This window comes from Chitinophaga sp. OAE865, assembly GCF_040546735.1.
Taxonomy (GTDB): Bacteria; Bacteroidota; Bacteroidia; order Chitinophagales; family Chitinophagaceae; genus Chitinophaga; species Chitinophaga polysaccharea_A.
On sequence record NZ_JBEPOF010000001.1, the window covers coordinates 4,164,278 to 4,184,099 of the forward strand.

The window sequence follows — 19,822 nt, forward strand, 5'->3', positions numbered from 1 at the left end:
ATGCCTTTTACCTATGGGTTATAGAAAATTAAATATTCTCTGTTACAGTGTATGCTGTGTACTGTTGCTGCTGCTGGGAACGATTCATGTGGCAAACGCACAGGTAGAGTCCTACCAGAAAAGGCTACAGGGAAAGATAAAAAAAGGCGATACCCTTGTTATTAAGGATGAAAAATTCCGGAATGATGCTTTTGACTGGAAATCGATCAATAACAAGCTTGTAAGTAACGTCGTTACTTTCGGATTGTACAGGGATTCTACTTACCGCATTGATAAGCCTTTCAAGTGTGAGCTTGATCTGAAAATAGAATACTGGAGTCAGCCGGACCAGGAAGATCCCATCACCATTGAGCATGCGCGGTTGAATATCGATTATGATACTGCGTGGCTGGCGCCCTACCAGGGAGAAAACATTTATTCTTTTACCAACGCCTATAAGGTAAAATTAACGGTCAACGATATCACGAGCAAAGAGCTGGGGACCGATCTGCCATCAATTTTTTCGTTGAAAGGAGAAGTAATAGTAGACCGGCAATATACCTCCGGTAAGGAAGAGGAATTGTCGATGACAGCATTTTTTAAATCCGGGGAAACGGAAGCTGCTCCCAAAAAACAGGGAAGAGCGGCCATGATGCCCATGGGTGCTACAGCCAATACGCCGCCTTTAACAGGTATTATAAACGTTAACTGGAACGAGATCATACCCGGTCAGGAATATGACCTGGAGTGGACCTATATTGACGATGAATCTACTAATGGTCTGTTTATTACCGCAAACCGCTCCTCGATAACAGATGCGCAACTGGAAGGCATGTTCCGGAATAATTCCACCCGGATCACCACCGATCAGCATAATTACGATATTACGCTTTTACATAGCAGCAAATATCTGTTGCTCCGTATCCGCTATGTGGTCTATGTAAATGGTTTCCGGGAAGAACATCCCTGGGTTTACCAGGTAAAGCTGGCAAGTGGAGAGGTGGCCAGGGTACTGGATCTGGATTGGCATCAGCGAGGCTTTAACTGGCAATTCAGCGCCAGTTATGCAGAGGGTGGGAAGAAGAAAGAAGTGGTCAGTTATTATGATGGGATTTTAAAGAACCGGCAAACGGTTACCATCAACAACACGGATAAGAATGCAATATTGCAGGAGAATGTGTATGACGAGTATGGAAGGGTAGCAGCCAATATTTTGCCTGCACCTATTAATGCGACTGCTTTAACATACTATGGAAGGCAAAATCTGAACCTCCTCAACAAAGTATATTCCTACAAGGATATTTATAACAACAGCACAGGTAGCTGCGTTGTAAAGCCAGCGCCGTTGGGAACAACAGGAGGAGCTGGTATGTACTATTCGTCCGCCAATCCTTTTAAAGCAACGGATGCGTCGATGAACTATGTTCCTGATGCCAACGGGTATCCTTTTGCGATTACTGCTTATACCAATGATAATACAGGTCGTGTGCGGGTAAAGGGTGGAGTGGGAGATGTAATGCAGCCTAACCAGGATGAAGCCTTGAATCATGCTACCAGGTACTTCTATGGAAAGCCTGTACAATGGGAGCTGGACCGGCTGTTCGGGTCGAACGCGGGAAAAGCTTCGCACTTTTTGAAGAATATGACCATTGACCCCAATGGGCAGATCAGCATTAGCTATCTGAATGCTTCCGGCAAGCCGGTGGCCACTGCTTTAAGTGGTGGATCGCCCGGTAATGTGTTACCTCTGGCTTCAAAAGGGGTAACTGAACTGGTGGATGTGCCGGTCCTGGAACCCGAGTCTTTTGTGTTTGATCAGCAGGAACTGAAATTGAGGGGGGCCGCTACTTATCTCTGTGCAGTGCCGGATCATAATGCCAGCATCAGATACCGGATAGATAAGCTGATTAAAAAGTATAAAGAGAATGCGGTGGAGATCTGCAGTAACTGTTACTATGAGTTGAAGATTGATGTGTATGATGATTGTAATAACAAGGTAGATGCGAATATTACACCGATTAAGATTGGCAGTCTTACCCCCAACTGTGCGGACGATGGGAGTGTAGAAAACAGCTTTGTGGTAGACCTGGGAAAGGCCGGCGAGTATACCATCCGCTTTGAATTATCGCTGAATCCCGATGTCATTGCTGCCTATACTGACGACTTTATCAAGCGTAATACCAATTTGCAGCCGGAGTTCTATTTTATTATCAACCAGTTGAGAACGACGGATTTCTCCGGCTGTGTGAGTGATTGTCATACCTGTGAAGTAGCGCTGGGTACAAAAGCGGAATTTCAGCAGAAGGTATGGCAGCGGATTGCTGACAATCAGGTCAATGCAACCTTGTACACCAATGAAATAAATAACTGGAGCGGTCCTTTGTATGACATATTGAAGATGAGGTGTACCATTGCCTTGCTGAATTGCGTACCTGATCCGTGTAGCGGGTTAAGAGAAACGATGAAGCAGGATGTAAGTCCTGGTGGGCAATATGCGCAATTCGACAGCTATGGCCGACCGTTGGAGCAGGCTGTGAATATATTGTCAATTTATTTCAGAGAAGTATTTCCGGTGGATACTATTGGTGGTTCCCGTTATGAATCAGCCAGGATTGTCAACGTTGATGGGGTAAGTATATCGCCCTGTGATGCCAATTTTACATTGGAGGACCTGGTGAAGAACTGGAGGCCGGAATGGGCAGATCTGTTTTTGCCATATCATTGGGAGTATTGTGCGTTGGAGAGCTGCGAGAGCCTGTCTGCTGTGAAGAGTTGGGATGAAAAGATCACTTCCCTGTGTTTAAAAGCGTCAGACCTTCCCAAATATGTGGGTAGTAATTATGATCGTAATAATCCTACCTGGTTACTGAATGCCGATCCTTTTGCAACAAGCACCGCAGCGCAGCCGTTCATTGGTAGTTTTGTGAACGATCTAAACAATTATTCCAGGAACCGGACGCCGTTTAAAAGCAGTACGTACAACACCAAGAATATCTGGCAGTATGTTGATTATCTGCTTTACTGTGCCGACAGCACAGGGAATACCAATGCGACTACAGATGTGACTTTTGTTTCCCGTTGGAATAACTGTGTGCCACAAACGCAATGCCGGGTACCTGACAGGGAATGGCTGGCTTATGCGGAGTATTACTTCCAGTTGAAGGAGATATATTATCAACGTATCCGCGATGCCAGGTGCGGTGATATCTGTAAAATAGGTCGACCGCTGCCAATGCTGGGAGAAAGTTGTGCCACCGTGTCCGACTTTTCATTTGCAGAAGATTCATTGGGCAATTGTAGTGCCGGAACAAAGCGGGTGCGGGTTAATTTTGAAGGAAACCGTTTTGTTACGGAAACGCGGGTGGCTGTTACATATTCCACAGGGACAACCAATACTTCAGAGATATTAATATTTGGTGCAGGAGATCGATATAAGACGATATGCATACCAGAATATCTTCCTTTGAGTGTGTTAAAAGTAGATTCGGTTTATTGCAGGAACAGTGGGGCTGTGTCTTTCCCTCCGAAAGGGCCCGTTACGCTGCCATGTAGGACCGATTATACGGTGGAGGTGGATCAAATAATACATAGTACATTAGTTTATAAGATAACATTTTTGTCTCCGCTATCAACTGATGTTGAGTATGTATTTAATCTGAAAATCGGGACAAATCCAAACAATATAGTTACTGTTAAAATGAACCCACCTAATCCGGTTTATATTGGGTCAGTCTATATTGGTACTGATAGTCCAACGCCGGCAGAACAGCAAATTACGGTACTTTCTTATACCTGTAACGACCCCACCGGCGGCTGCTCTCCTTTATTCAGGAATAAAATTTCCCGTATGGAGAGAATTGACTATGATCAGACTTTCTCCATGAATCCGGATTCTTTAAGAAACGATGGTTTTGCACAGGTAGCAAATCTGGTGGCAGACAATTGTGCCAATAATGCAGATGTATGGATGTCGCAATTGGAGGAGGGACTTAGTGGATATACTTCTGCAGCGAAAAATGTACTTCGTCAGAAATTGATTGAAGTGTGCAAACTGGGTGGGGATACTGCTCACTTAAACGGTGCGAGTGCGGCAGTGCCTGGTGCTACTGCGGAGGGTTATCGTTCCTTCAAGGATGCGATGCTGGGCGTATTGGGCGCAGGTAGTATTACAATGAAGAATAATCCCTGGATTCTTTCCGGGCCATATCCATTTAATGTGAAGGCACAAACAGCAGAAGCTGTTATCGGCAACACGAATGCGGCTATCTGCGCCCGTTTGAGTGCCTTGCAGACAACCTATAACAGCAATGCTGCGGGACGCACATTCTTCAAATACCTCACAGACACCTATGGCAGTGCGATGAATCTCAAACAGGAGGAGTTGGATCAGCTGATAAAAAGTTGTGGTAACTGCCGGTATCTGCTGGCCAGCCAGCTTACACTGCCGGTATTCCTGGAAGTAAATACAAAAGGATGTATTACACCTGCTGAGTTCACTGCCGGAATGACGGCGCTTAACCAGGAGCCATGGTCAGGTGGACTGGATAACACGAAGGATAATTATGAAACCATTGTAGCCACTTATCTGAACCATCGCTGGGGCTTTTCGCTGGGGTATTCGGATTATGATGACTACAGGCAGAAGGTAACGGCGGGTACTTCAGTGTTGCTCTGCAATGAGCCGGTATTCAGGTCAGTAACCCCTGATCCTGCTGAGTGTTTGATGGGAATGATAGATGGAGCAATTGCGGGTGGTCGTCGTCGTTATGTTGTATATATTGATTCTGTACGACAGGATTTCCGTAGACAATACGTTACCGTATGTGCTGCTACAAAAGCTACTGCTAATCTGAAAACGCAGCAGCAGCTTTATCATTTCACGCTTTATTATTATGATCAGGCGGGTAACCTGGTGAGGACGGTACCACCGGAAGGGGTGGATGTACTAAGTACGGCAAAATTGAATACCACCACCACGGAAGTTCCAGCTGACTTTACCTGTAACTACAATGGCGCCAGCGTTAATACAAGTTTGCCATTGACATTGACAGAACTGACTAATTCATTGAATATTCAGACCGGTGTATCGGTAGAAATGTGGATTAAAGGCCGGGCAACGGGAGCTACCCAGGTGTTGACACCTACTTCCAACAATAATTACTTCTTTACTACCTGTATTAGCAGCACCTATTGCTATATCTCGATTTATAAGATGAATCCGGAGACTAATGCTATCAATATCGTAACCAGTAGTCATATAGCGGTGCCCATTACGGCTTTTAAGGGTGGCGACTGGCTACACCTGGTAGTACAGGGAAGTAATTTGATGGATGGGGTGCTGAGTACCTATGTAAATGGTCAATTACTGAATAGTGATACAAAAGCACCACCGGCGCCTTGTTCCTGGGAGATTGTGGTTGGTACGGGCGGAGTATCTATCACCAATGATCTCAGTGATCTGAAGCATTTAAGAACATATAACCGTCAGCTTACGGCCGATGAAATATGGATCAACTCCCAGGAGCCTTGTATGGCACAGATGGCGGGCCTGGATGCGAGGCGATTCTGGGGTCGTTATAATGTACCGGCTAACGGTGCGCCGGGAACGGTGGGCGGTCCGAACTCCAACACTGAAGTACGTCCTATGCCAGTGCAGCCTCAACACCGGCTTGCTACCGATTATGCCTATACTTCTTTAAACCAGGTATCTAAACAGAAGACTCCGGATGCCGGTGTTAGCGGTTTCTGGTACGATTACCTGGGGAGACTGATTGCCTCACGAAATGCAAAACAGTGGGCCCGGAATAACAATTATAACTATTCAGTATATGATGCACTTGGCCGTATTATAGAGAATGGCGAGGTTTTTAGTAACGTCAGTATTTTTGAACCTGGTTTTATTATAAACTATGGGGATCTATTGGCGAGTCCCGTTTCAAATCCTGAGCGTATTTATACTTTCTACGACAGCCCCATGCTACCCTCCAGCCTGGGTACACAGGATAACCTTAGAAACAGGGTTTCAGCTCAGTACCGGTACGTTGCCGCCTCTACAGGAGGAACTACGACTGATAATTTTGTTTACAGCTATGATCTGCTTGGGAATGTGAAAACGTTCTGGCATGGGAATGGGTTGTCCGACTACAAACGGACAGATTACAATTATGACCTGATCAGTGGAAAAGTGAATACAGTTCGTTATCAGCCCGGAAAAGATGATCAGTTCTATTATTCCTATACATATGATGCGGAAAACAGGTTAGTAGAGGCAAAATCCGGTATCAGCAGCGTATCTGTCGACAAGTGGGAGATTAGTGGTGCAGTTACAGATGCCTTTTATCGCTACTATAAACATGGCCCACTCAGCCGTATGGAGTATCTTCGTAATGCCATACAGGGTATTGATTACGCCTATACATTGCAGGGCTGGTTAAAAGGTGTTAACGGCAACTATCTCTCGCCAGCATCCGATATGGGCAGGGATGGTGATCCTTCGGGAACGAAGGCGCATTTTGCCAAAGACGTAGCCTCGTATACACTGGATTACTTCCAGGGTGACTATACCCCTATTGGCAAGCCCCCCGCTGTTACGAATCCGTTCGCATTGAAATGGGAGAGTAAGGCTGCTGATATTGCAGGTCAGGATCTGTATAATGGCAACATCGCCCGTTCAGAGCTTGCCCTTAAAGGCATAAACGGAGGAAACCCGATAGGTTATAGCTACCGCTACGACCAGTTGAACCGGTTACGAACCATGCGTCAGCATACACTGGCGGGAGGGGCCACCACCTGGGAAATGGGTACTACTCCTCCAACACCCTATGCAGAAGATATTACTTATGATGCCAGCGGTAATATTCTCACGTATAACCGTAATAATATGAGCGGTGCGCCGATGGACCGGCTTACTTATAGCTATCCGCGGAATGGTGATGGGCAGCTTACCCGTAACCGGTTGAGATATGTCCGGGATGGGATCACACTGCCACTTTATCCAGGTGTCGATATTGGAAATCAGGCTCCAGCTGTAGAAACAGCAAGTGAGATTGGGAATGTAGCGGGTGACGCCTACCAGTATGACGAAATTGGTAACCTGATAAAGGATGGAAACGACGTATCTGAAATAGAATGGAATATTATTGGAAAAATCAAAAGTTTTAAGAAAGGAACGCTTAAAACAGAGTATTTTTACGATCCGGCAGGTAACAGGTCCAGGAAAGTGGTGGAAACCTCTGCGCAAAACTTTACTACCACCTTTTATGAAAGGGACGTAAATGGGAACGTGTTAGCTACCTACGAACAAAAAACAGGTTCAGCAGATATTATATGGAAAGAGCAGTATCTTTATGGTAGCAGCCGTCTGGGTGTTTGGAAGCCTAATATGAAACTGGGTTCCACCACTACAAAGGATGCCTTGTGGACCGCAGCTAATAACCGGGAATACGAGATTACGAATCACCTGGGAAATGTGCTGACCACGATTACGGACAACAAGACACCAACAGGTAGCGTGTATGATGTGACGCTTAGCAGTGCCGTGGATTATTCGCCGTTTGGAATGCAGTTGGTTGGACGGAAGATGAATGGAAGTTCTTATCGGTATGGGTTTAACGGGAAGGAAAATGATAACGAAGTGAAGGGAGAGGGGAACCAGCAGGATTATGGGATGCGCATCTATGATCCGCGGATAGGAAGGTTCTTATCAGAAGATCCATTGACTAAGCAGTTTCCACATTATACACCCTATCAGTTTTCTGGCAATACTCCTATACAGGCGGTGGATCTTGATGGATCTGAAGAAAGACATTATACTTTACTTTTCAATAAATCTGGTCAGCCGTATTTAAAAATGACGAGTGAGGAAACGGTAAAGCATCATTCTTTATTTGGGTATAAATGGACGACGCCAATACATGCAGAGAGAGCAGATGTGAATTATAATGGCACGCATTATTATATTGGGTACGCGGGGGCAAAAGGAACAGGTAATCAATATGGAATAGGAGCTTTTCATGAATGGGCAAAGAATCCAGACCCTGCTGGTCTTGCACAGTTTAATGATGAAACTAATTCCAATTGGGCGGCAGCCACAAATGCTTCTGAGGGTCTAATGTTAAGCATGTGGACCTACGGTAACCTTTTACCTACAAAATTAAACTCAGGCCCCCCTTCACCAGTAAGATCGGGTGTTAATAGTTCAGCAGGCAGTGAGTCATTGGACCTCGCGCCGATGAATGAGAACAGATTACTTGGGCGCGAACTTATTGTTGATGAGAATATATCGCCTCGTGTTATTCAACCTTTAGAGGAAGCAGGGTTTAGTATTAAGTCTTTTCCTAAAGGAACTCAAGATGCGGATATTATTAATTATGCAAAACAGGGAAACTCCATAGTACTTACAAATAATATTAAGGATTTTAGGAATAGTGGTGTTACGGCAATCAAAGTGACGCCAAAGCAGCAGCAGAATTATAGTACTATTGTTCCTTTGATGAAGACATTGGACACTAAAGTACAGGCTAATCCTTCGATATTAAGTCCAGGTAAAGTAGTTTCTTTGGCAAATCCAGAATAAGTGATTTATGAAATATGTAGAACGTAATGTTAATAGGGGATTTGGTCAGCCTGTTATTATTGGTAGAAGATTAACAGTTTTTAATGTCGTATCTAATGCCAATTACAGGGATAACATAACTGATTTTCTTAAAGACTTTGATCTCTCTATGGAAGAGTTAAGATCAGCTATATTTTATTGTAAAAATAGAGAATGTAAGGTGATTACAAGTTCACTTGATCATTATTGCGATGGATGTATTTTGCGAAGTATTAGTGAGGGATGGGTATCTATTAAAGATGACTTTACGGAATCTGATGGAGTATCAATATCTAAAGATGGAAAAACTTTTTTCTTAGGATCGACAAGTGAGCTGGAAGATACGGAGTTTGGCGTAATGGGATGGTTACTTGCAGAGGCGGTAGAAAAAAGATTAGATCATATAAAGTAAGTAAGCTATAAACAGCCCTGATGATATCGGGGGCTGTTTATTTAAGTATCGCTTGTAATTTAGATTTAGCAAGGAAAACGTCCGGGAGGAGTAAACCCCTCTTTATCTTTATCAGGAAGTTCGTTAATCTCATAAAGCCGCTTCATCATTTTAGGATCTGTAAATATGTTGGTATCGTTCGCCCCACCGAGCAAAAAGCCAACAGTTGTTTATGGGAGTTCTTTGAGCATGCCGTCAGGTAGCAGCTGGAGGGGCGGAAGTGGGTGTTGGGAGGAGTATATAGGTATGGGTTTAACGGGAAGGAGAATGATAATGAGGTGAAGGGAGAGGGGAATCAGCAGGATTATGGGATGAGGGTGTATGATCCGAGGGTGGGAAGGTTTTTGAGTGTGGATCCTTTAAGTGCAGGATATCCGTGGTATACACCATATCAATTCTCAGGTAATACGCCAATACAAGCAATAGACAGAGATGGTGCAGAAGAAGAATTAACTCAATTGACAGCAGCCTTGAAGCGTAAAGCAGCATTGCAGATGGACAACGCTTGGACAGTAAAATTGAGAAATACCGGAACAATTACTGCAACAAAGCCTAATTGGGCTGAAAAGGTTAAGAATTGGATGAATAGCAAGTCACCAACTCATACATGGGCAGTTCTCATCCGGTTAGTATATGGAACAGCTAACGATGCAAAAATTTTCTATACTTCCGCAGTTGAAGGAAAAAATAGTGCCCGGGGCTTAGATAATGCTGGAGTGACAGATTATAAAGAGCGGATAGGAGCTAGTTTAAATACAGTAGGTAATGTTACAACTTTTGCATTGAGTGCGGAATTTGCTTTGACCAGAGAAGTTAAAAGCTTTAATCCAATTGAATTCCAGTCGGCAGATATAAGTTGGAATAGGACTCATTTTTATTACCAAAGCAAGAAATTGGCTTTTATGAATACAGCTCAAATAAAGGTCTGACGTTAGAAATAAATCTTGAAGATAAGTTTAAAGAGCAAGGTATCGGATCGAAGATATTCGATGTAGCTATGGAACAAACAGAAGCTTCTAAGTTTACGGCAACTTGGGTTGAATCACCTATCTACAAAAATGGTATGTCTGATAACTTGATACAATATAGAAAAGGCTTAAGCAATAAATTAACTGATAAACAAGCTGCTTGGCAAACTTGGTCCGGCCGGCAAGCAGAGAAACATGGATTTACAAATGTTACCGTAAACAAAATTGAAAATGGAGTTCAAGCTGTTTTCACTAAATAGCAGATAGATAAATATTTTTTATGATTCGAATTTCAATTTCAAGTAATGTATCAAACAAAAACATCTCAGTTGGTTTAAATGATGTTTTATGCGTATTGCCTTCTTTCAAGTTTAATTTAAGTAACTGGCGAGAAGTACTATTTTGGGGCGAGGAATTATCATTTATTGAGCAGGCAATTATTGATCTAATAAAAGAATTAGAGAAGAAACGTGTTTTTGACAACTCTAGGTTAGTCCCTTATGTTGAATTAAATTATGGAGGTGATATTTGGAAATTGAATTATCGGAACGAAACTGACTTTAAAATAGGGATTTTTATCAGCTTATTCAATTTAACTCGACGTGCTATTGATTGTGACGGTTTTTTAATCTTATTCAATAGAACCTTTTTAGATGGGATGATTGATGGAAATGTATTTGCTATTTTGAAGGAAGGCAGAGGTGTTAGTGCTATAGATATTTATAATGAAGTTTTAAGTTTGGCGAAAAATAATAGAATCGTCTCACCAATATCTGCCGACACAATCGGACACTCTATTGAGAAGCTTCTTGACTGGGGATTCATTGACAGGGGGAAAGAGGTGGATAGTTACAAAATTACAGCAAAAGGATACATGCTTCAAATGTAGATATAGGTGTTGTCTACCTTGAAAGAAACCCTTAATTTTCTTTTCTTCAAGTTGTTTGATCAGTTCTTTGCTTCATAAATGACTTTTTCGTTTCCGGTCTGTGGGTACTTTAAAGAAGGGAAGAGTATGCCAATAAGTCAACTAAATTACAAGAGCGTGTGCAATATTAGATATAAAAGCTAGTAACGTAGTCTTGTTTTCTGATCAATGATTATCCGCAGTTTTGAATGTAGAAGAAAGTGGGCATTGGTGGAGTTTACAGGTATGGGTTTAATGGGAAGGAGAATGATAATGAAATTAAAGGAGAAGGGAATCAGCAGGATTATGGGATGCGTATCTATGACCCACGAATAGGGAAGTTCCTGAGCGTAGGTCCGTTATCGAAGAAATATCCAGAATTAACGCCGTACCAGTTCGCAAGTAATACTCCAATTTGGGCAATAGATATAGATGGTGCAGAAGGAGGGATACCTATTAGTTATGGATCGGGAAGTCAATCAACTAACGAGATAGCAGGTAATTATCATATAGGTAAAGAAGTTAGGAATTGGTGGAATGCACCTGCTAATCCAGGTCAGGCATATTCATGGAATCTTGCAGCTAACTTGCCTAAAGGAACTGTGAAGACGAATGGTGGCGTCATTGCGGCAATGGCTATCTACATGGGGAATAATTATATGAACCGTGTAGGGAATAGTAAAATTGTAGCAAAGGTAAATGCGAGTAATCTTGCACCTCAAGCGCCTAGAGCGAGTGTAGCTGTTAAAACAAGTCAGCCTGTAATAGAGACACCATCAGCAAATGAAGTTCAGTCAACAACTAATTCTCTGCCAGAACATGTATACCGATTTGACACAAGAAGTCCTGAAGAAATAAAAGCGGCAGGAGGTTTTCAGTCTTGGGGTACTAATATGAATTTGAGTGAACACATTGATGGTTCTAGTGTTAGAAATAAGACGAGTGGTTACATTGGAACTACTAAATCTACCGGAGTTGTGGATATATGGCTTGATGGCTATGAATCAGGTTATATATACGAAATCAAGACTCCATCAAATGCTGTTGAAGTCAATAAACATGCTCCACCAAACTATGGTTTCTCCTGGGAACAGGAATTTGCAATACCTTTAAAAATCCCATATAAGAATATTGTAGATTACCAATCCTTATCACTTCCACCGAGCAAATAAAAATATATGCAAACTCATTTGTTAAAATGTTTTGATGGTCTTTCCTATTTTGATGCAATTATCAGTTCAAGTGTAAATGATGGTAAGATAGAATTAGTGTTTAAGTCTAATAATTTCCATTTTACTGCTGAAGATAATTTTCCATTTTATGCATTAATTAAAATTAGATTGGATTTGGAGCCGCATAATGTAAAAATATTATGTAATGGATCAAGGGTTGACGTTTATCCTTCAGGGTTTTTAATGACAAGTTTTAAGGCTTATAAACTTGTTATAGGAGAACCTGCTACGGGAGAGGATTTATTGAATATTTTAGAAGCAACAAGTGAGCTTGAAATGATGGGAACAGTTCAAGAACAAGAAAAGTATTGGCAAGAGTGGCTTAAATCGAGTAAGGGAGAGAAAGAATAGAATTAATTTCTCGTGACCTTGTATTATCCGATTTTTTTTAAGGCTTTTGATAAATGATAAACTCCGCGCTGGCGGAGTTTATCATTTATCAAAAGCCTTTTTGGTTTTATAGTTCTGACGATGTGAAGTAACTGCAGTGTCGTTTTATAATTTCATTTATTATGAATCATCATCTGCGGAAAAAGATACCAAAGTAAGCGGATAAATAGACGTTATCGTATAGAGAGCAGCCATTATGTTTAACCCGTTACCCTATTTGTCTTATATGGAAGAAGAAAATGTACTTTCATTTCAGGAGTATGAATGTTACCCTATTTGCGATTTAAGAAGTGCCCTGGCGGCCATTGAAAAAATACCAGGTCAGTTATTGCAAACAGATGTACCAGTAAATCCGGATGCTGATTTAGCAGGGGTCTACAAATTAATTGGTGCCGGTGGCACCGTAGAACGTCCTACACGGCTCGGTCCTACCATGTTATTCAACAGTATCCAGGGATATACGGATGCAAGGGTTTTGGTAGGATTGATGGCCAGCCGCGAAAGGGTAGCTACATTGCTGCAGGCCCCGGTTGCAGAACTGGGTATTCACCTCGGAAAGGCCATTGCTAAAAGAATAGCACCGGTAGCCGTTTCGCCCGATAAAGCCGTTTGCCAGGAGATTGTGTTCCGGGCGGATGATCCGGGATTTGATATCATGAAAATAATTCCGGCTCCTACCAATGCTCCTGATGATGCAGGCCCCTTTTTTTGTTTGGGATTAGTGCTGGCCTCAGACCCGGAAACAGGCGAGAATGATGTTACCATTCACCGGTTATGTGTTCAGGGAAAAGATGAGCTGTCAATTTTTTTTGCGCCCGGCAGGCATATTGATGTATTTCGTGCGAAGGCAGAAGCCGCCGGGAAAGCCTTACCGGTTACCATTAATATGGGCCTTGACCCTGCTATTTATGTAGGCGCCTGTTTTGAAGCTCCCACCACTCCTTTAGGTTTTGACGAGTTGGCTATTGCCGGCGGATTAAGAGGCAGGCCTGTGGAACTTGCAGACTGCATTACCATTCCCCAGAAAGCCATTGCGAGAGCAGAAATTGTAATTGAAGGTGAAATTTTACCTCATGTACGCGTTAAAGAAGACCAGCACACGAATACCGGTCATGCTATGCCTGAATTTACAGGTTATGAAGGCGCTGCAAACCCTGCGTTGCCGGTGATAAAGATCAAGGCTATTACCATGCGCCGCAACGCTATTCTGCAAACCCTGGTGGGGCCGGGAGAAGAATGTACGAACCTGGCCGGCCTCCCGACGGAAGCCAGTATCTATAACGCAGTAGAGGCAGCACGGCCAGGCCTTGTCAGAAACGTATATGCACATACGGCAGGCGGCGGCAAACTGCTTTGCATTTTGCAGGTACACAAGAAAACGGCGATGGATCAGGGGAGGGAACGCCAGGCGGCCCTGCTTGCGCTGGGTGTGTTTTCAGAGCTGAAACAAATTATTATAGTAGATGAGGATGTGGATATATTTGACAGCAGTGAAGTGCTATGGGCTTTAACCACCCGCTACCAGGGAGATGCCAGCACCATCTTCATTCCCGGCGTTCGTTGCCACCCGTTAGATCCATCGCAGATCCCTGCCTATCATCCCGGTATTCGTGGGAAAGGGATCAGTTGCAAGACCATTTTCGATTGTACAGTACCTTATGAACTAAAAGCTGCTTTTAAACGTGCGAAATTCAGGGAGATAGATCCCACTCCATATGCTCCCGCACTTTTTGACAATAAGTATAAACCGAACATCTGATTATTACCTGAATAATTATGCATCCATTAGAAGCACAAGCCGGGCAAATGTACGAGTTGTCTGTTGCTCACTGGCGTTCCTGTTCGATATATGTGGCTGCCAAACTAGGCATTGCCGACATCCTGGACAAACACGGCCCCCTGTCTGCCGCTGCAATAGCTGATATTACTCATTGCCATGCGGACGCCCTTCACCGCTTAATGCGGGCACTGGCAAGTATTGAAGTTTTCAGGGAAAATGAGGACCAGCTATTTGAGCTTACCGCCCTGGGAAATACCCTTACCAGCAATGCACCGAATTCTATGTTGTGGTGGGTATTAACTATGCTGGGTGAACGCTTATTGCCCTGGAACCAGCTTATATATAGCATACAGACCGGTAAAACCAGTTTTGAGCACGTGTATCAAATGCCTGTTTGGCAATATTATGCTACACATGCTGAACAGCGCCGGAATTATATACGGGCCATGGAAAATAATACCAGGCTGTTTATTCCTCATATTCATGCAGCATACGACTTTTCACAGTTTAAGTTACTGGCAGATATAGGTGGGGGTAATGGTAGTTTGTTGCTTAGTATACTGGACAATAACCCTCATTGCAACGGTATACTCTTCGATTTACTGGCAGTAATAACAGCAGCCCGCAACAGCCTGGTACCAAACACAAGATGCAGTCTCGCGGCCGGAGACTTTTTCCAGTCGGTACCGGCAGATGCAGATGGTTATATCCTGAAAAATATTATACATGACTGGCACGACGATGCTTCTGTCCTTATTTTGAAAACCTGCATGCAGGCAATGCACCATAACAGCAGGTTATTGTTGATAGAAGCAGTACTGCCTCCGGGGAATGAAAAACATCCCGGCAAATTCATGGACATAAATATGCTGGCCATGCAGGGCGGCCGTGAACGTACCGCCGTAGAATATAAAGAATTGCTTGCCAAAGCGGGACTTCAGATCATCCAGATCATTTCTACCAACAAACCTGACTGTAGTATTATTGAATGTATAAAACAGGCATAGTATGAAAAATAAATTGTTCACCATAAACAAAATGTTTAATCAGGCTATGATAGTAGAAAATATTGAAAGCCCATTGTCAGCCATTCCCTTTCACAGGGATGTAGAGGGCATAGAACGCCTGCTTGCCAAAGACTTTCCGCTGCACCTGGCTATTCACAAGGTAAAAGATATACTATCGGTACCTGCACCATATACCCTGCCGCATGTACATGAGTTTGATGAAATTAATATTTTAATCGGAGAGGAGCTGGTATATGAGATACAGCTGGGTTTGAAAAAGTATCAACTCAAAGGTAACCATAGCATATTTATCCCGGCAGGCACCCTGCATGCGTCCAACGTTCAGACAGGCAACGGTTATTTTATTGCTTTATGGCTCCACGAAACAATTATACAATAACTTCTTTTAAAAACATACCGTATGCAGCAAAACATTCCACAGCCTTACACGCAGAAAATGCTTCACATCATTGCAAATCATTGGATTTCCTGTTGTGTTTATACGGCTGCAAAGCTTAATATTGCCGATCACCTGGCTGATGGCCCCCGGGATATCAACTTCCTGGCCAATGTAACCTCTACACACGGGCCTTCGTTATATCGGGTATTGCGTGCCCTGGCAAGTGAAGGCATATTCAGGGAAACTGAACCGGAAACGTTTGCCTTAACAACAGATGCCATTGGATTGTTGGAGGACGCTCCCGGTACCATGAAACATTTTATACTGGCTGAACTGGGCGATTTTTATGCGCCATGGGGACAATTACTTTACAGTGTACAAACCGGTAAACCTGCATTTGATCACTATTATGAGATGAACTTATGGGCATACTACACCGGGCATGAAACGGCAGGATTGAATTTTATGCAGGCAATGACCAGGCTGACGCAATTCTCTGACAAAGCTATTGCAGAAGCATATGATTTTTCAGCCTTTCAAACTATTGTTGATATTGGAGGCGGGAATGGCGCTTTGCTTATGCATATTTTACGTGCTGTACCGGATTTACAGGGAATTGTATTTGATGAACCTTATGTAGCCGCAAAGACCCAGGAACATATTTTGGAAAGTAACATGGGCAGCCAATGCAAGGCAGTAGGGGGAGATTTTTTTACTGCGGTTCCACCGGGTGCGGATGCATACATCATGAAATATATTCTGCACGACTGGCAGGAACAAGATGCCTTGCGCTTACTGAAAAACTGTTATCAGGCGATGCCTAAAGGCAGCAAGCTCCTTGCAGTGGATGCGGTAATACCAACGGGAAATACTGCACACCCGGGCAAGTTGATGGATGTGAATATGCTGGTGGTAACCGGTGGCCGTGAGCGGACGGCTGCTGCATTTCAACAATTGTTCGAACAGGCCGGGCTGCGTTTTAATGGCATTATCCCCTTATCTATTCCGGATGTGAGTATTATAGAAGGGGAGAAGGTAGATTAAAGCGCTCATATAAGTCTTTATTTTCCACTCATAAATGGGAAAGGTTTGTAAGTTATTACTTACAAACCTTTTTTACTCCTGGGATGCCAATAATTGGTGCTTTTAATTGCTGTTCCTGTCAATTAAGGTCACCATATTTTTATTGAATGCCGGAAGCCTGGTATCTAATGCAGCAAAGAAATCCAGGTCAGCTTTTTCTATTTCAATCAGCGCTTTTTGTAAAACGGCTCCACCGTCCGATGTTAGCCGGATAGTTTTTGCCCTTGTATCGGTTTCATGTTCCTGTCGTGTTATGAACCCTTTTTCTTCTAATGTTCGCAATACTTTTGACACCATCATCCTGTCTGCATTACTTTGGTTGGCAATGTCCACTTGTGTAACAGCCTTATTCTTTTTTGAAAGCCAACCCAATGCTGCCAGCAATGCAAATTGCGTCTGTGTCAGGTCTAAAGGGTCCAGCACCTTTTTTTGTTTACGCTGCCAGAGCATAGTTACCTGCCCAAGCAAATAGCCGGGGCTGTCGTTTGGGCTTTTAAAACGGAATTTAATTTCTTTAGCCATGGTGATGTTCAAGCATTTGAGATGAAATTGTTTGTTTCAATGATAAAATCGTTGGGCCTCATTCGCTTTAAAGGCGATGCTTTACCATGGCAGGTTTGTGCGATTCCTTCAGCAATCCCGTTTTTAACGTGGTCTTTTGATGCCACGATTACCCGGTATTCCGGTTCCCGTTCCATACCCAATACTTAATTTGCTTCCAAAAAAGTAAGTTTATAGCCGTCAAGGTCCTTTACGTGAAATGCCCTGCCAAAAGGTGTTTCTATGACCGGTCCTATAGTAGTTACTCCATTCGTAATGAATTTTTCTTTCAGCTCGTCTACATTTTCGTTAACAGCAAACCACAATGCCACCCCGGTTCCCAATTCTTTCTCCTCCAATGGCTCAAGAGGGGTACGGATAGCAAAACTTGATTGCCCCTGATTGTAGCTGAAAACACAGGCCTGCGGATTGGTGTTGCCAATTTCAAATCCTAATGTTTTGGTATAGAAGTCTTTTGACGCTTCCAGGTTTTTCACTTGTAGTGATGCAAATGTTAATTGTCTCATTGTAAAATCTTATTGTTGTCACAAATATAGTATATTCGACAACAATAATTATTTTTTTATTGTACCTGCCTGTTTTAGATTAGCCCGCCTGGGTGCAGCAAGGCGCTACAGGAGGTTATCTTCGACGTATGCATCTACCGCTAAGCTATCATCCTGGCAATAAGCGGCAAACCCAATCCGCCGCTTTTGCCGCTTATTGCCGGGTTTCGTGAACTTGTAATAAATTATCAGTGTTTTCCTGACTGATATTATCTGGCTGTTTATTTTTTTTTTTTTTTTTTTTTTTTTCTGCATTTTTTTTCTAATTTCATATAGAGCGCTATCGTGAGAGATTCCTTAACCTGATAAACTAAACTTGTTTTCCCAACGATACTTGACGATCCCATGATCTGCATTTTTTGATTCATTTTATCAGATTTTAATTAGTTTAATAGTAGTGGCGTTATTCCCTTTTAACAGGGAATTTGATCCCATACATCTACCATCATAAGCATGAAGCATTGCTTGTGATAAGGGAGTTGTTTGTTAGCGGGCTTTTGTTAAAGAAGCCATGACTTCGCGCAATTTTTAGGATAAATAAATATATGTGAGTACTGGTTATCGACTGACCAGTTAGGAATCCTGTTTGTTAATTTTTATCACCATAATTTAAATCAGCTTCTATGAAAAAATTAAATCTGTTGAACAGTTTTTTAGTAACAGTGGTTGTTGCTATTGCTTTAAGTTCCTGTAAAAAGAATGAGGGGGATCCCGTCGCAAACAAACCCCAACTGTCGGAAGATGTAAAGGCAGAAAGGTATAACTATCATGCCAGTGGAAACATTATCCAGGCTTATTATCGCGGTAACCTGGTGGACCTGCTTGAAATCGAAAATGGGATGTATCTATTGAGTGGTGATGTGGTATTGAAAAGAGAAGATATCAGGATGCCGGGAGATCCGCGTACAGAAAGTACAATAAATATGGTGGCATGGCCCAATAAAACCATTTATTACAGGTATGATATAAGTGCCTCTAATGATCTCAGGAATATTGTATGGCCGGCTGCAATCCAGATGTGGGCGAATGCCGGGCTTGGCCTCCAGTTTATATACGATCAGAATGGAGTACAGCCACAATATATCATGTTGAGCCAAAATAATAGCGGCTCTGCCTATTCAACCAGTATTGGTGCTCCGGCCGGAAGCATGACGATTTCAATTGACCTGAATGCTTTTGGTGCAGGGAACCTCGCCCACGAAATAGGACATGCTTTAGGACTGGAACATGAACAGACCCGTCATGACAGAAACCTTTTTGTGTTAGTAAATACTGCGGGGCTTAATCCCAACTGGGCATACCAATACGATATCAAATCCAATGCTACACCTGTTGGCTCATTCGATTTTGGCTCCATCATGTTATACCCCAGTGAGAATGACCGCCTTACCAAACTGGATGGAACAGGATGGCCAACGAATCGTAGGAACCCCTCTGTAACAGATGTATTGGGTGTCAACTACATGTATAATAAAACCACTTATACCGCTGATGGAACTTATAAATTGCAAACACAGCTCGGAAATCCCAAAGCGCTTCAGGCAGATAGCCTGCATGATGCCGTTTTTGCATATACGGTGAAAAATACATTAGCACAACAATGGAGAGTAAGGCATCAGCATAATGGATTTTACAAACTCACCGCATGGAGAGATTCTACCAAGTGCCTGACTAAATCAGTTGCAGGTGTTGTGCTGAAGGCGTTTACCGGAGATGATAGCCAGTTATGGGCTATAGTACCTTCCTATATTAATAATTATTTCAGGTTAGTTAGTAAAACTGATAATAAGATATGTATAAGTCTTGATACAACGGGAGTGGGTATTGTAAAGTCCAACATAACAGCGCAAGGATTTAAAGTGGATACAGCACAGCAATGGCAATTAAGAAAGCTATAATATAGTTGTATCGCAGTAAGAATGGAGT

The 19,822-nt window shown here is 42.8% G+C and carries 15 protein-coding genes; 12 read left to right on the top strand and 3 right to left on the bottom strand.

The window, feature by feature from the left end:
- The first annotated feature begins 13 nt into the window (after positions 1–13).
- From ABIE50_RS16885 to ABIE50_RS16935, 11 genes are all read left to right on the top strand, one after another.
- Complete coding sequence (locus ABIE50_RS16885) at positions 14–8,554, top strand: DUF5615 family PIN-like protein (RefSeq protein ID WP_209857485.1); 8,541 nt, start codon at positions 14–16, stop codon at positions 8,552–8,554.
- A gap of 7 nt (positions 8,555–8,561) precedes the next feature.
- Complete coding sequence (locus ABIE50_RS16890; protein ID WP_209857486.1) at positions 8,562–8,984, top strand: DUF433 domain-containing protein; 423 nt, start codon at positions 8,562–8,564, stop codon at positions 8,982–8,984.
- A gap of 263 nt (positions 8,985–9,247) precedes the next feature.
- Positions 9,248–9,952, top strand: a complete 705-nt coding sequence (locus tag ABIE50_RS16895; protein ID WP_354028049.1) for an RHS repeat-associated core domain-containing protein — start codon at positions 9,248–9,250, stop codon at positions 9,950–9,952.
- 68 nt (positions 9,953–10,020) lie between these two features.
- Positions 10,021–10,251, top strand: coding sequence for a hypothetical protein (locus ABIE50_RS16900; protein ID WP_209857488.1), 231 nt, complete (start codon positions 10,021–10,023; stop codon positions 10,249–10,251).
- A gap of 20 nt (positions 10,252–10,271) precedes the next feature.
- The gene (locus tag ABIE50_RS16905) at positions 10,272–10,880 is read left to right on the top strand and encodes a hypothetical protein (protein ID WP_209857489.1); all 609 of its coding nucleotides are present in this window, start codon (positions 10,272–10,274) and stop codon (positions 10,878–10,880) included.
- Positions 10,881–11,119: 239 nt separating this feature from the next.
- Positions 11,120–12,070, top strand: a complete 951-nt coding sequence (locus ABIE50_RS16910; protein WP_209857490.1) for an enterotoxin A family protein — start codon at positions 11,120–11,122, stop codon at positions 12,068–12,070.
- Between the two features lie 6 nt (positions 12,071–12,076).
- Complete coding sequence (locus ABIE50_RS16915; protein ID WP_209857491.1) at positions 12,077–12,481, top strand: hypothetical protein; 405 nt, start codon at positions 12,077–12,079, stop codon at positions 12,479–12,481.
- A 265-nt stretch (positions 12,482–12,746) separates the two neighbouring features.
- Positions 12,747–14,279, top strand: coding sequence for a UbiD family decarboxylase (locus tag ABIE50_RS16920; protein WP_209857492.1), 1,533 nt, complete (start codon positions 12,747–12,749; stop codon positions 14,277–14,279).
- Positions 14,280–14,296: 17 nt separating this feature from the next.
- On the top strand, positions 14,297–15,307 hold the full coding sequence (locus tag ABIE50_RS16925; RefSeq protein ID WP_209857493.1) for a methyltransferase: 1,011 nt from the start codon (positions 14,297–14,299) through the stop codon (positions 15,305–15,307).
- A gap of 1 nt (position 15,308) precedes the next feature.
- Positions 15,309–15,707 carry a cupin domain-containing protein gene (locus tag ABIE50_RS16930; RefSeq protein WP_209857494.1) on the top strand — a complete coding sequence of 133 codons (399 nt, stop codon included), beginning with the start codon at positions 15,309–15,311 and terminating at the stop codon, positions 15,705–15,707.
- A gap of 21 nt (positions 15,708–15,728) precedes the next feature.
- Positions 15,729–16,751: a methyltransferase gene (locus ABIE50_RS16935; protein ID WP_209857495.1), complete on the top strand. Its 1,023-nt coding sequence runs from the start codon at positions 15,729–15,731 to the stop codon at positions 16,749–16,751.
- Between the two features lie 102 nt (positions 16,752–16,853).
- Here the strand turns inward: ABIE50_RS16935 and ABIE50_RS16940 are convergent, their stop codons facing one another.
- The 3 genes from ABIE50_RS16940 to ABIE50_RS16950 are packed head-to-tail and all read right to left on the bottom strand — an operon-like array spanning position 16,854 to position 17,857.
- Entirely contained in the window at positions 16,854–17,312 is a 459-nt protein-coding gene (locus tag ABIE50_RS16940; protein WP_209857496.1) for a MarR family winged helix-turn-helix transcriptional regulator, read from the bottom strand.
- Between the two features lie 8 nt (positions 17,313–17,320).
- Positions 17,321–17,488, bottom strand: coding sequence for an EVE domain-containing protein (locus ABIE50_RS16945; RefSeq protein WP_209857497.1), 168 nt, complete (start codon positions 17,486–17,488; stop codon positions 17,321–17,323).
- A gap of 9 nt (positions 17,489–17,497) precedes the next feature.
- Positions 17,498–17,857 (bottom strand): VOC family protein, encoded by a 360-nt coding sequence (locus ABIE50_RS16950; protein ID WP_209857498.1) that lies wholly within the window; start codon positions 17,855–17,857, stop codon positions 17,498–17,500.
- Between the two features lie 662 nt (positions 17,858–18,519).
- On the opposite strand from ABIE50_RS16950, the gene ABIE50_RS16955 reads away from it, so the two are divergent.
- A complete protein-coding gene (locus tag ABIE50_RS16955) occupies positions 18,520–19,794 on the top strand; it encodes a M12 family metallopeptidase (RefSeq protein WP_209857499.1) in 1,275 nt (424 codons plus the stop codon).
- The last annotated feature ends 28 nt before the right edge of the window (positions 19,795–19,822 follow it).